A 12521-nucleotide genomic window follows, 5' to 3' on the forward strand; every position below is an offset into this window, starting at 1 on the left:
CGCCGTGCTCCCCGGTGGGGGGCGCGGCGGCCCATGAGGCGTACCGACGGTATGACGGGCTGGCCCTTGTGGAGCGGGGTCAGGCGGAGAGCGGTTCGGGCTGCTCACCGCGGCGGACGGGGGCGGAGTGGGCCGAGTGCGCCCGGCCGAGCGGGACGGGGAGGCCCTGCTCGGTATGGTCGTGGTGCTCGTACTCGCCCCACTGCGGGGCGCGCAGCTGGTCGGAGCCGCCGTACGGCTCCAGGTAGGGACGCCAGCGCGGGTCCTTGATGCCGGTGCCGATGATCCGCCAGGCGAGGCCGCTGGGCGGGGCCGGTGGCCGCTTCATCCGCCAGCCGAGTTCGGTGAGGTGGCGGTCGGCCTTGGTGTGGTTGCAGCGGCGGCAGGCCGCCACCACGTTGTCCCACCGGTGCTGGCCGCCCCGGCTGCGCGGGATGACGTGGTCGACGCTGGTGGCGGCGGCCCCGCAGTAGACGCAGCGGCCGTGGTCACGGGCGAACAGCGCCCGGCGGGTGAGCGGGACGGGCCCGCAGAACGGGACCCGGACGAAGCGGGTCAGGCGGACGACGGACGGCGCCGGGAGGGCGCTGGTGGCGCTGTGCAGAGTGACTTCCGAGTCCTCCAGGCTGACCGCCTTGTGGTTGAGGACCAGGATGAGTGCGCGGCGCATCGATACGACGCCGAGTGGCTCGTAGGACGCGTTGAGGACCAGGACATGCGGCACGGATGCCTCCTTGGACGCCTGCGGCGCGTGGCTCGCGCCGGGACGAGCGGTTGGATCGCACAACTGGTGCGCGATCTCCCCCAGTGTCGCCTTACGCCTTTGTACGGCGCCACCACTCCTGTGTAACGGACCTGGTGTGAACTTCGGGTGTGGCCTCTGTCATAGCCGGTATGCCCTGGGGAAGGTCGGGTTGCACCCGGGTGCCCTCGGGGTGCCGCCCGTGGCCCTCCCGGGGGAGCGCTCGGCCGGTCGGAGCAGCGGTCGACCCCGTCGTCCGGGGGAGCGCACCGGTGCGCTGACGGGGCGTTCGTGTTGCTCCGTACGCCCTTCGGCGTGTCCGGTCGGGTGTTCGGCGCCGGTTAGGCTGAGGCGGACGGTCCGCGGGCCGCGTGCCGCGGCGCGGGCCCGCCACGCCCCCTTGCAGGAAGGCCCGCACGTGTTCCGCTCCGGCGCCACCGGTATCGCCGACGCGTCCTCGACGCTCTCCACTCCGACACCGGCGCCCAGCCCGACCGCGCCGCAACTGCCGCAGCTGGACCTGAGAATCCCGACCAGCGCGCAGGAGGTCAGCGACACCACCAAGCAGGCCGCCAGCTGGTTCGACACGCACTGGCAGGGCTGGCTGGCCGGCGGGGTGCGGATCGTCTTCATCGTGCTGCTGGCACTGGTGCTGCGCGCCGTGGTGCGCAAGCTGATCACCCAGCTGATCACGCGGATGGCGCGCTCGCACGACCACCACGAGGAGAGCCGGCTCGGCGGGCTGCTGGCCAACACCGGGGTGGTGAACCCGGAGCGGCGCCAGCAGCGGTCGGAGGCGATCGGCTCGGTGCTGCGCAGCGTGGCGTCGTTCTCCATCCTGGGCACGGCCGCGCTGATGGTGCTGTCCGCGCTGGGCGTGAACCTGGCGCCGCTGCTGGCCAGCGCCGGTGTGGCCGGTGTGGCGATCGGTTTCGGCGCCCGCAACCTGGTGACGGACTTCCTCTCCGGGGTCTTCATGATCATGGAGGACCAGTACGGCGTCGGCGACGAGATCGACACCGGGGTGGCCGCCGGCACGGTGCTGGAGGTCGGCCTGCGGGTGACCAAGCTGCGCGGGGCCAACGGCGAGATCTGGTACATCCGCAACGGCGAGGTGAAGCGGATCGCCAACATGAGCCAGGGCTGGTCGACCGCCTCGGTGGACGTGCAGGTCGGGTACAAGGAGGACCTGCTGCGGGTCGAGGACCTGATCCAGGAGACGGCCGAGGCGCTGTCCAAGGAGTCGCCGTACGACGAGCTGGTCTGGGCGCCGGTGTCCGTCCTGGGCGTGGAGTCGGTCGCGGCGGACTCGGTGATGGTGCGGATCGAGGCGCGGACCGCGCCGGGCAAGGCGCCGGCGGTGTCCCGGGCGCTGCGCCAGCGCCTGAAGACGGCCTTCGACCAGGCCGGGATCAAGGTCAAGGAGGAGGCCGCGCCGGTGGCCGCCGCGGCGACGGCGGCCCCCGCCACCGGGGTGGTGATCTCCCCCGCGACCGAGCCGGCACCGCCGTCCGCGCTGTCCGACCCGACCTCGCCCCGGTACCGGGCGACCGAGCCGATACCGGCGCCGAGGCCGACCGACGACCTCGCCAAGCCGTAGGGCCCCAGGCCCGGCAGCACGAAGCCCCGTTCCCAAGACCCTTGGGAACGGGGCTTCGTGCTGCCCGGTAACGCTTCGGCATCCTCCGGGCCACGGACCATTGACACCCCGCTGACGGGGCCCGTACGGTCCTTCCCAAGCGACTGGAAACTTTCCTAACAGTTCGGCTCCCCGAACCGGCGGGTTCACCCTCGTCGCTCCCCCCACCAGCCGGAAGAGGAGGATTTCGCGCGTGACCAAGACCACCGCCAAGGCCCCCCTCGCCGGCACCCCCAGCCTGCTGCGCGCCATCAACGACCGCGCCGCCCTCGAACTGCTGCTGGAGAACGGCCCGCTCTCCCGCACCCAGATCGGCACCCTGACCGGCCTCTCCAAGCCCACCGCCTCCCAGCTGCTGGCCCGTCTGGAGGCGGCCGGACTGGTCCTGCCGGTCGGCACCACCGCCGGCGGCCCCGGCCCCAACGCGCAGCTGTACGAGGTGAATCCGGCCGCCGGCCACGTCGCCGGGCTGGACGTCACCAACAGCGAGATCAGAGTCGCCGTCGCCGACATCACCGGCTCCACGCTGGCCGAGCACGCCGTGCCGACCAAGGGCGTGCCGGCCGCCGAGACCGTCGCCAAGGTCGCCGCCGCCGTCGCCGAGACCGTCCGTGCCGCGGGACTGGCCGCGGGCAGCCTGCGCACCGCCGCGATCGGCGTCGGCGGCGCCCCCGACCCGGTCACCGGCAAGCTGCGCTACGCCTCCCACCTGCCCGGCTGGCACTCGCCGCGGCTGGTCGAGGAGCTGTCCGAGGCGATCGGCGCGCCCGTGTCGATCGAGAACGACGTGAACCTCGCCGCCGTCGCCGAACAGGCCTCCGGCGCGGCGCGGGGCTCCGAGGACTTCGTCCTACTCTGGGCCGGTGCGGGCACCGGCGCCGCGATCGTCATCGCCGGCCGGCTGCACCGCGGCTTCACCGGCGGCGCCGGGGAGGTCGGCTACATGCCGGTGCCCGGCTCACCGGTCGCGCGGGACGTGCGCCGCCGCAAGTTCGGCGGGTTCCAGGAGCTGGTCGGCACACCCGCCGTCCGGACCCTGGCCCGCGAACACGGGCTCGGCGCGCCCACCGCCGAGGAGTCGATCGCCAAGGCCCTGGAGACCCCGGGCGCCGGCGACGCCTTCCTCGTCGAACTGGCCGGCCGGCTCGCCGTCGGACTGGCCGCGATCGTCGCCGTCGTCGACCCCCAACTGGTGGTCCTCTCCGGCGCGGTGCCCACCGCGGGCGGCGAACGCCTGCGCGCCCTCGTCGAGGACGAACTGGCCAGGCTCTCCATCGCCCGGCCCGAGGTCCGCAGCAGTGCCCTGCCCGGCTCGCCCGTCCTGCTCGGCGCCCTGCAACGCGCGCTGGCGGACGCCCGCGAGGCGGTCTTCTCCACCCACTGACAGCCACCCACTGACAGCCGCCCACCGACGCTCACAGACGCCCACCCACCGACGCTCCCCGGTCGCCCGTCACCCCGCACGCACCCTGCACCCACCTCTCCCAACCCCCGAACGCGGGCCCCGAGGCAATGACGCCTGCCCGCGCACCCCCAGGAGGACCTCGAAGTGCACTCCACCACCTCCCGCAGAGGCCGTCGCACGATCGCCGCCGTCACCGGCACCGCCGTCCTGGCCCTGCTCGCCACCGCCTGCACCGGCAGCAGCGAGAGCAGCGGCAGCGACGACTCGGCCAGCGGCAAGGACGTCACCATCACCTTCTGGCACGGCTGGAGCCAGGACAACGAGGTGAAGGCGATCAACGACAACATCGCCGCCTTCGAGAAGGCCCACCCCAACATCCACGTCAAGGCCGTGGACAACATCGCGGACGACAAGGTCAACCAGGCCCTGCGGGCCGGCGGCGACGACGCGCCGGACGTGGTCTCCTCCTTCACCACCAACAACGTCGGCATGTTCTGTTCGACCAAGGCGTTCACCGACCTCAAGCCGCTGCTGCAGAAGAGCGGCATCGACCCGGTCAAGACCTTCCCGGCCGCGATGCTCAACTACACGCAGTTCCAGGGCAACCAGTGCTCGCTGCCGCTGCTCGGCGACGCCTACGGCCTCTACTACAACAAGAAGGCCTTCGCCGACGCGGGCATCGCCAACCCGCCGAAGACCTTCAGCGAGTTCGCCGAGGACGCCAAGAGGCTGACCCTCGCGGACGGCGACGGCTACAAGCAGCTCGGCTTCATGCCGCTGTACCACGGCTACGAGTCGACCACCGAGCACTTCCTGGGCCAGTACGGCCCGACCTACTTCGGCGCCGACGGCAAGTCGAACATCGCCACCGACCCGAAGGTCGCCGCGATGCTCAAGTGGCAGAAGGGCATGGTCGACCAGCTCGGCGGCTACACCAAGCTGGAGAAGTACCGCGCCACCTTCGGCGAGGAGTTCAGCGCCAAGAACCCCTTCCTCACCGGCCAGGTCGCGATGGCCATCGACGGCGAGTGGCGCACCGCCGCCCTCGCCGAGAACAAGCCCGACTTCGACTGGGCCACCGCCGCGTTCCCCGTCCCGGACGACCAGGCCGACACCTACGGCCGCGGCTACCAGACCGGCACCATCGTCGGCATCGCCAGCAGCAGCAAGAAGCAGGCCGCGGCCTGGGAGCTGGTCAAGTACCTGACCACCGACACCGACGCGGTGGTCAGCTTCGCCAACGCGATCCACAACGTGCCCAGCACCTTCGACGCGCTCAACTCGCCGAAGCTGACGAACGACCCGAACTTCAAGACCTTCATCGACGTCGCCAAGAACCAGCACTCGGGCACCACCCCGGCGGCCGTCAACGGCAGCGGCTACATCGCCTCCCTGCAGAACCTCGGCTACGACTACGAGTCCGGCAAGCAGCCCGATCTCGCGGCCGGCCTCGCGGCCACCGCCAAGGAGATCGACGCCGCCATCGCCCAGGCGAAGTAGCGGAAACGGTCCACGGAGCTCCCATGTCACTCGCGTTCGGCACCCGCAGGGGCACCGGATCGACCGACCCGGCGGCGCCCTCCACGCAGCACCTGCTGCGCCGGAAGCGCCGCCGGGAGGCGGCCCGCAACCTCGCCTTCCTCTCCCCCTGGCTGATCGGCTTCGGCGTCTTCTTCCTGTACCCGCTGATCTCCACCGTCTACTTCTCCTTCACCAAGTACAACGGCTTCGGCGCCCCCTCCTTCAGCGGCCTGAAGAACTGGGACTACGTCTTCAACGACCTCCCGGCGTTCTGGCAGGGCCTGCGCAACACCGTGTGGCTGGTCTTCATCATGGTGAGCCTGCGGGTCGCCTTCGGCCTCGGCATCGGCCTGCTCATCACCAAGGTCAAGACCGGCGTCGGCTTCTTCCGCACCGCGTTCTACCTGCCGTACCTGGCACCGCCGGTGGCCGCCACCGTCGCCTTCGCCTTCCTGCTCAACCCCGGCACGGGCCCGGTCAACCACTTCCTCGGTGAGATCGGCCTCCCGCAGCCCGGCTGGTTCGCCAGCGCCGACTGGTCCAAGCCCGCGCTCACCATGCTCGCCATGTGGGGCATCGGCGACCTGATGGTCATCTTCATGGCCTCGCTGCTCGACGTCCCCAAGGAGCAGTACGAGGCCGCCGAACTGGACGGCGCCGGACCCTTCCAGCGGTTCCGGTACGTCACGCTGCCGAACATCTCGCCGATCATCATGTTCGCCGTGGTCACCGGCGTCATCCAGACCATGCAGTACTACACCCAGGCGATCGTCGCCGGGAAGGTCGCCGGCGGCATCGCGGGCAACTCCGGCCAGCAGTTCGAGCCCGGCTTCCCGCAGGGCTCCACCTGGACCCTGCCGCAGATGGTCTACAACCTCGGCTTCCAGCGCTTCAACTACGGCGCGGCGTGCGTCGTCGCCCTGGTGCTGTTCGCCATCTCGATGGCCGTCACCTCGCTCCTGCTCCGCCGCAAGTCCGGCTTCATGGCGAGCGACGACTAGTCCGTGTGCTGCTGACCCAGCGGACCGATGAGGACCCGATCATGACTCTCAGCTCCACACTCACCAAGGCGCCCGCCCCGGCCGGCACCTCCCGCGCCTCCGGCCCGGCCGCCCGGGCGGCCCGCCGCCGCGCGATGCTCAACTGGGTGGCCGTGCACTCGCTGGCCATCGCCGCCGCCCTGTTCTTCCTGCTGCCGTTCGTCTTCGCCTTCCTCACCTCGGTGATGACCGACCAGCAGGCGCTCACCACCGACTACTGGCCCACCTCCTGGCAATGGGGCAACTACGGCAAGGTCTGGGACACCCCCGGCTTCCTCACCTGGTGGCGCAACACCCTGCTCTACGCGGGCCTCGGCACCGTGCTGACCATCGTCTCCAGCCTGCCGGTCGCCTACGCGCTCGCCAAGTTCCGCTTCCGGGGCCGCAACCTGGCGCTGATGGCCGTCATCGCCATGATGATGCTCCCGCCGCAGGTCACCGTCATCCCGATGTACCTGTTCTGGGCCAAGCAGCTCGGCCTCGGCGGCTCGCTCTGGCCGCTCATCATCCCGATGGCCTTCGGCGACGCGTTCTCGATCTTCCTGCTGCGCCAGTTCCTGCTGACCATCCCCAAGGAGTACATCGAGGCCGCCCGGATCGACGGCTGCGGCGACCTGCGCACCCTGCTGAAGGTCGTGCTGCCGATGGCCAAGCCGGCCATCGCCGCCGTCGCCCTGTTCCAGTTCTTCTACTGCTGGAACGACTACTTCGGCCCGCAGATCTACGCCAGCAACAACCACGAGGCCTGGACTCTCTCGTACGGCCTGGAGTCGTTCAAGGGCGCCCACCACACCAACTGGAACCTCACCATGGCCGCCACCCTCCTCGTGATGGCACCGGTGATCATCCTCTTCTTCTTCGCACAGAAGGCCTTCATCGAAGGCGTGACACTGACAGGGGTCAAGGGCTGATGTCCGCACTCAAGTTGGCAATCGTCGGCGGCGGTTCGACGTACACCCCGGAGCTGATCGACGGCTTCGCCCGGCTCCGCGACACCCTGCCGATCGGTGAGCTGGTGCTCATCGACCCGGCCGCCGACCGGCTGGAGCTGATCGGCGGGCTCGCCCGGCGGATCTTCGCCAAGCAGGGGCACGGTGCCGTCGTCACCACCACCGTCGACGTCGAGGCCGGTGTCGCCGACGCCGACGCCGTGCTGCTGCAACTGCGCGTCGGCGGGCAGGCCGCCCGCAACCGGGACGAGACCTGGCCGCTGGAGTGCGGCTGCGTCGGCCAGGAGACCACCGGCGCCGGCGGCCTCGCCAAGGCGCTGCGCACCGTCCCGGTCGTCCTCGACATCGCCGAGAAGGTCCGGCGCGCCAACCCGGACGCCTGGATCGTCGACTTCACCAACCCCGTCGGCATCGTCACCCGCGCGCTGCGCAACGCCGGCCACAAGGCCGTCGGCCTGTGCAACGTCGCCATCGGCTTCCAGCGCAAGTTCGCGACCCACCTCGGTGTCGACCCGGAGCTGGTCCGGCTCGACCACGTCGGCCTCAACCACCTCACCTGGGAGCGCGGCGTCACCCTGCTCGACGCCCCGGGATCGGCGACGGGCCGGGAGGTGCTGCCGGAGCTGCTCGCCGCGCACGGCAAGGCCATCGCCGAGGACCTGCACCTGCCGCAGCCCGTCATCGAGCGGCTCGGCGTCGTGCCGTCCTACTACCTGCGCTACTTCTACCAGCACGACGCCGTCGTCGAGGAACTCAGGGTGCAGGGCTCGCGGGCCGCCCAGGTCGCCGAGATCGAGCGGCAGCTGCTGGAGATGTACGCCGACCCGGCCCTCGACACCAAGCCGGAACTCCTCGGCCAGCGCGGCGGCGCGTTCTACTCCGAGGCGGCGGTCCAGCTGATCGCCGCGCTGCTCGGCACCGGCGGCGGGACGTCCGTGCAGGTCGTCAACGCGCCGAACAACGGCGTGCTGCCGTTCCTGCCCGACGACGCCGTCATCGAGGTCCCGGCCGAGGTCGACGCGAACGGCGTCCGGCCGCTCCCCCAGCGGGCCGTCGAGCCGCTGTACGCCGGCCTCATCGCCGCCGTCACCGCGTACGAGCACCTCGCCCTCGACGCCGCCCTGCACGGCGGCCGCGACCGGGTCTTCGACGCCCTGCTCGCCCACCCGCTGGTCGGTCAGCTCGAACTCGCCGACCAGCTCACCGATCGGCTGCTCGCCCACAACCGCGAGCACCTCGCCTGGGCCTGACGGCCCGGGACCCGGCTTCGCACCCGGGCCCCGTCCGGAAAGCAGCCCGGCCCGCGATATGAGGGTGTCGCGGGCCGGGCACTGCGAGGAGACCGATCACCCCCGGCCGGGGACCACGCCACGGCCGGGCCACGTACGAGCCGCGGGGACCTGATGACCCACCAGCCCGAACCGATCCTGCCCGGCGTCCTCGCCATCGACGCCGGCAACTCCAAGACCGACGTCGCCCTGATCGGCGCCGACGGCACCGTCCACGGCACCGCCCGCGGCGGCGGCTTCGCACCCCAGAAGATCGGCGGCGCCGCCGCCGTCGCCGGCCTCGCCCCGCTCGTCGAGCAGGCCGCCGCCGCGGCCGGCCACCCCGCCTGGAGCGGCGTCCTCACCAGCCACGTCAGCGCCTGCCTGGCCAACGCCGACCTGCCCGTCGAGGAGGAGGCCCTGCGCGCCGCGCTGGAATCCCACCCCTGGGGCGCCAGCAACACCGTCGTCAACGACACCTTCGGCCTGCTGCGGGCCGGCACCGACGGCCCGCGCGGCGTCGCCGTCGTCTGCGGCGCCGGCATCAACTGCGTGGGCCTGCTGCCCGACGGCCGCACCGCCCGCTTCCCCGCCCTCGGCGAGCTCACCGGCGACTGGGGCGGCGGCGGGGGCCTGGCCGTCACCAGCATGTGGCACGCCGTCCGCCACGAGGACGGCCGCGGCGGCCCCACCGGGCTCTCCCGCGCCATCGCCGAGCACTTCGGCCTGCCCAGCGCCGGCGCCGTCGCCGAGGCCGTCCACCTCGGGCACCTGCCGACCAGCCGGCTGCACGAGATCGTCCGAGTGCTGTTCGCCGTCGCGGAGCAGGGCGACGAGGTCGCCCTGGGGCTGATCGACCGCCAGGCCGACGAGATCGTCCGGCTCGCCGTCGTCGCCCTGCGGCGGCTGGAACTGCTCGAAACGCGGACCCCGCTGGTGCTCGGCGGCGGCGTGATCTCCTCCCGGCAGCCGCTGCTGCTCGACAACCTGACCGCCCGTCTGGCCGAGGCCGCGCCGCTCGCCGAACCGCGGGTCGTCGTCGCGCCGCCCGTCCTGGGCGCGGCGCTGCTCGGACTCGACCACCTCGGGGCGGGCCCCGAGGCCCAGGCCCGGCTGCGCGAGGCGTACGAGGCGCAACGGCCCGTCGCCGCCTGACCGTTACGCCGCCCCTCAAGACTCCCGCCGCCGCCGGATCCGCACATCCGGCGGCGGCGGGAACCACAGCCCGTGCACCAGTCGTGTACCTGCGTGACGAGTTCCGCCGCTGTCCGGGGAGACTAGTGCCATGGCCGTGCCCCGAACCCTCCTCGCCGCGCTGCTCTGCTGCACCGCCGCAGCCGCCCTCGCCGCCTGCACTCCCGCCGACTCCGCGCCCACCGTCGCCGCCGCCTCCGCTGCGGCCGCCGCCGACGGGGCGTACGACGACGAGGACGACCTGCTGGACGACGACCTCGCCGACCCCGAGCCCAGCATGGACACCTCCCCCGTCCCCACCGCCGACTGCGCCACCCCGACCCCGACCGAACGCCCCGGACACACCGTCCTCGTGGTCCTCGCCACCGAGGACGGCGACGTCACCGCCCAGCCCGCCCGCTACTCCTGCGACGAGGCCCGCTACGAGGGGACGGGGACGCCGGCCCGCTACGGCTTCGCGACCGCCGGGGTCGAGGCCACGCTCGTCGACCGCCCGCACGGCGACCCGACCAGAACCGTCCGGCTGGAGGACGTGCTCGGGCACCTGGAGGACTGCCTGGCCGAGCACGAACCCGACGACGCGCCGTACGGGTGCTACGGCAACGTGTACGACGTGGTGCTGGACTCGCACGGGCGGATCATGCGGATCGGGGAGCTGGTCGAACCGTGATCCCGCCGTGGACCGGCTGGGCTCGGGACCGGGTCAGGATCGGCTCGGGACCGGCTCGGAACTGACTCAAGATCGGCTCAGGACCGGCTCGGGACCGGTTCGGGACCGGTTCAGGACCGGCTCAGGACCGGCTCGGGACCGGCTCAGGACCGGTTCAGGACGGGGCGACGAGGCCGAACTCGTAAGCCTGGATGACCAGGTGGACCCGGTCCCGGGCGTCCAGCTTGGTGAACAGCCGGGCCACGTGCGCCTTGGCGGTGGCCACGCTGATGGTCAGCTCCTCGGCGATCTCGCCGTTGGACAGCCCGCGGCCGACCAGCGTCAGCACCTCGCGCTCACGGTCGGTGATCCCGTCGACCGTCGCCCGGCCGGACCGGGCGGCGGCGGGCTGCGGGCGGGCGGCGAACTCGCCGATCAACCGGCGGGTGATGCTCGGCGCGATCAGGGCGTCCCCGGCGGCGACCACCCGGACGCCGTCGAGGATGGTCTCCAGGGCGAGGTCCTTGACCAGGAAGCCGGCCGCCCCGGCCCGCAGCGCGCCGTACACGTAGTCGTCGTCGTCGAAGGTGGTGAGGACGAGGACGTGGGTGGGCAGGCCGGGGTCGGCGGTGATCCGGCGGGTGGCCTCGATGCCGTCCATGCCGGGCATCCGGATGTCCATCACGGCGACGTCGGGGCGCAGCCGGCCGACCAGTTCCACCGCCTCGGCGCCGTTGCCGGCCTCGCCGACGACCTCCAGGTCCGGGGTGTCGGCGATGAGCACGCGCAGACCGGTGCGGATGAGCGGCTGGTCGTCGACCAGGACGACACGGATCACGGGGAGACCTCCACGGGGAGCGGCAGTCGGGCGGCGACCTGGAAGCCGCCCGCGGGGCGCGGGCCGGCGCTGAACTCGCCGTGCAGCAGGCCGACCCGCTCGCGCATGCCGGCGATGCCGTAACCGGAGCCGGCGGACGGCCCGGCAACTCCGGCGCCGAGGTCGACGACGGTGACGGCGACCTCCTCGGGGCCGTAGTCGACGGTGACCCGGCAGTCCCGGGTGCCGGAGTGCCTGACCACGTTGGTGACCGCCTCCTGCACAATGCGGTAGGCGGCGAGGTCCACCTCGGGCGGCAGCGGGCGGGGCTCGCCGAGGCGGGTGAGCGCGACCCGCACGCCCGCGCCGGCCGTCTGCTCGACCAGCCGGTCCAGCTCGCCCAGCCCCGGGGCGACCTCCATCGGCGCGGACTCCGGTTCGCCCTGGCGCAGCGCGCCGAGCATCCGGCGCAGCCCGGCCAGGGTCTCCCGGCTGGTCGCCTCGATGGCGTTCAGCGCGTTGCGGGTCTCGGCGGGCTGGGTGTCCATGACCCGGCTGCCCATCCCGGCCTGGATCGCGATGATGCCGATGCTGTGGGCGACCATGTCGTGCAACTCGCGGGCGATCCGCAGCCGTTCGGCGGTGATCGCCTGCTCGGTGGCGCGGCTGCGCAGGGCCTCGGCGTGCACGCGGTTCTGCCGGACGGTGTTGCCGACCAGCCAGGCGATCGCGGCGGTCGAGGCGAACGCGGCCTGGGCGACGAAGTCGGTGTGGTAGTCGTTCGCCACCCGCCAGACCGCCAGGACGGCCACCATGGCGACCGGCATCGCGGCGGCGCACAGCGACACGGCCCGGGAGCGGGTGGCCGTGCAGTAGCCGATCGCCACCTCGGCGAGCAGCAGTTGCACCACGGCCGTCTCCTGGATCCGCATGCCGATCGTGAAGACGCACGCCGCCAGCGGGATCGCCACCGCCAGCAGCGGCAGCCGGACCAGCAGCGACGCCATCAGGACCGTGACCACCGCGGTGACCAGCAACGGCATGTCCTCGAAGTTGCCGTTGTAGCGGAACAGGTGGGCCAGCTCGTCGCTCCGCTGGAAGCCTCGGAACGTGATGACGGCCACCCAGAACGCCGCCACCCAGACGCCCGGCGGCAGGCGCCTGAGCAGGGGCGGACGAGGGTTGGTGATCATCGCCCGATGGTAGCGGCGGCCCGTGCGGCGGCACATCGGCCCGAGGGCGTAATCCCCCGGGCCAGTGCGGCGGCCGGCGTTGTGGCCCGCGGCCCGATGCCCA

The 12521-nt window shown here is 72.3% G+C and carries 11 protein-coding genes; 8 read left to right on the forward strand and 3 right to left on the reverse strand.

Annotation, left to right across the window (positions count from 1 at the left end; genetic code table 11):
• Positions 1–79 precede the first annotated feature (79 nt).
• Complete coding sequence (locus AC07BF_RS04560) at positions 80–724, reverse strand: HNH endonuclease (protein WP_363580364.1); 645 nt, start codon at positions 722–724, stop codon at positions 80–82.
• Between the two features lie 436 nt (positions 725–1160).
• Between AC07BF_RS04560 and AC07BF_RS04565 the strand changes: the two genes are divergently transcribed.
• The 8 genes from AC07BF_RS04565 (at position 1161) to AC07BF_RS04600 (ending at position 10429) form a co-directional block, all read left to right on the forward strand.
• A complete protein-coding gene (locus AC07BF_RS04565) occupies positions 1161–2342 on the forward strand; it encodes a mechanosensitive ion channel family protein (protein ID WP_363580362.1) in 1182 nt (393 codons plus the stop codon).
• A gap of 232 nt (positions 2343–2574) precedes the next feature.
• On the forward strand, positions 2575–3765 hold the full coding sequence (locus tag AC07BF_RS04570) for an ROK family transcriptional regulator (protein WP_363580360.1): 1191 nt from the start codon (positions 2575–2577) through the stop codon (positions 3763–3765).
• Positions 3766–3930: 165 nt separating this feature from the next.
• Positions 3931–5286: an ABC transporter substrate-binding protein gene (locus AC07BF_RS04575; protein WP_363618758.1), complete on the forward strand. Its 1356-nt coding sequence runs from the start codon at positions 3931–3933 to the stop codon at positions 5284–5286.
• 23 nt (positions 5287–5309) lie between these two features.
• Entirely contained in the window at positions 5310–6308 is a 999-nt protein-coding gene (locus tag AC07BF_RS04580; protein ID WP_363580356.1) for a carbohydrate ABC transporter permease, read from the forward strand.
• A 41-nt stretch (positions 6309–6349) separates the two neighbouring features.
• Positions 6350–7258 carry a carbohydrate ABC transporter permease gene (locus tag AC07BF_RS04585; RefSeq protein ID WP_363580354.1) on the forward strand — a complete coding sequence of 303 codons (909 nt, stop codon included), beginning with the start codon at positions 6350–6352 and terminating at the stop codon, positions 7256–7258.
• Positions 7258–8547, forward strand: a complete 1290-nt coding sequence (locus tag AC07BF_RS04590; protein ID WP_363580352.1) for a 6-phospho-beta-glucosidase — start codon at positions 7258–7260, stop codon at positions 8545–8547. Before AC07BF_RS04585 ends, AC07BF_RS04590 begins: the two co-directional genes overlap by 1 nt.
• Positions 8548–8700: 153 nt before the next feature.
• Positions 8701–9720, forward strand: coding sequence for an N-acetylglucosamine kinase (locus tag AC07BF_RS04595; protein ID WP_363580350.1), 1020 nt, complete (start codon positions 8701–8703; stop codon positions 9718–9720).
• Positions 9721–9850: 130 nt separating this feature from the next.
• Entirely contained in the window at positions 9851–10429 is a 579-nt protein-coding gene (locus tag AC07BF_RS04600) for a hypothetical protein (protein WP_363580348.1), read from the forward strand.
• Positions 10430–10583: 154 nt separating this feature from the next.
• Here AC07BF_RS04600 and AC07BF_RS04605 read toward each other — a convergent pair whose 3' ends face one another.
• Positions 10584–11246, reverse strand: a complete 663-nt coding sequence (locus AC07BF_RS04605) for a response regulator (RefSeq protein WP_063349448.1) — start codon at positions 11244–11246, stop codon at positions 10584–10586.
• On the reverse strand, positions 11243–12418 hold the full coding sequence (locus tag AC07BF_RS04610; protein WP_363627970.1) for a sensor histidine kinase: 1176 nt from the start codon (positions 12416–12418) through the stop codon (positions 11243–11245). Before AC07BF_RS04610 ends, AC07BF_RS04605 begins: the two co-directional genes overlap by 4 nt.
• Positions 12419–12521 lie beyond the last annotated feature (103 nt).

Source organism: Kitasatospora sp. NPDC043950, assembly GCF_056435345.1.

Excerpts from the sequence above, each read along its gene's own strand:
- AC07BF_RS04595 (WP_363580350.1), top strand. The coding sequence starts at position 8,701 with ATGACCCACCAGCCCGAACCGATCCTGCCCGGCGTCCTCGCCATCGAC.
- AC07BF_RS04600 (WP_363580348.1), top strand. The coding sequence starts at position 9,851 with ATGGCCGTGCCCCGAACCCTCCTCGCCGCGCTGCTCTGCTGCACCGCC.
- AC07BF_RS04590 (WP_363580352.1), top strand. The coding sequence starts at position 7,258 with ATGTCCGCACTCAAGTTGGCAATCGTCGGCGGCGGTTCGACGTACACC.
- AC07BF_RS04585 (WP_363580354.1), top strand. The coding sequence starts at position 6,350 with ATGACTCTCAGCTCCACACTCACCAAGGCGCCCGCCCCGGCCGGCACC.
- AC07BF_RS04580 (WP_363580356.1), top strand. The coding sequence starts at position 5,310 with ATGTCACTCGCGTTCGGCACCCGCAGGGGCACCGGATCGACCGACCCG.
- AC07BF_RS04610 (WP_363627970.1), bottom strand. The coding sequence starts at position 12,418 with ATGATCACCAACCCTCGTCCGCCCCTGCTCAGGCGCCTGCCGCCGGGC.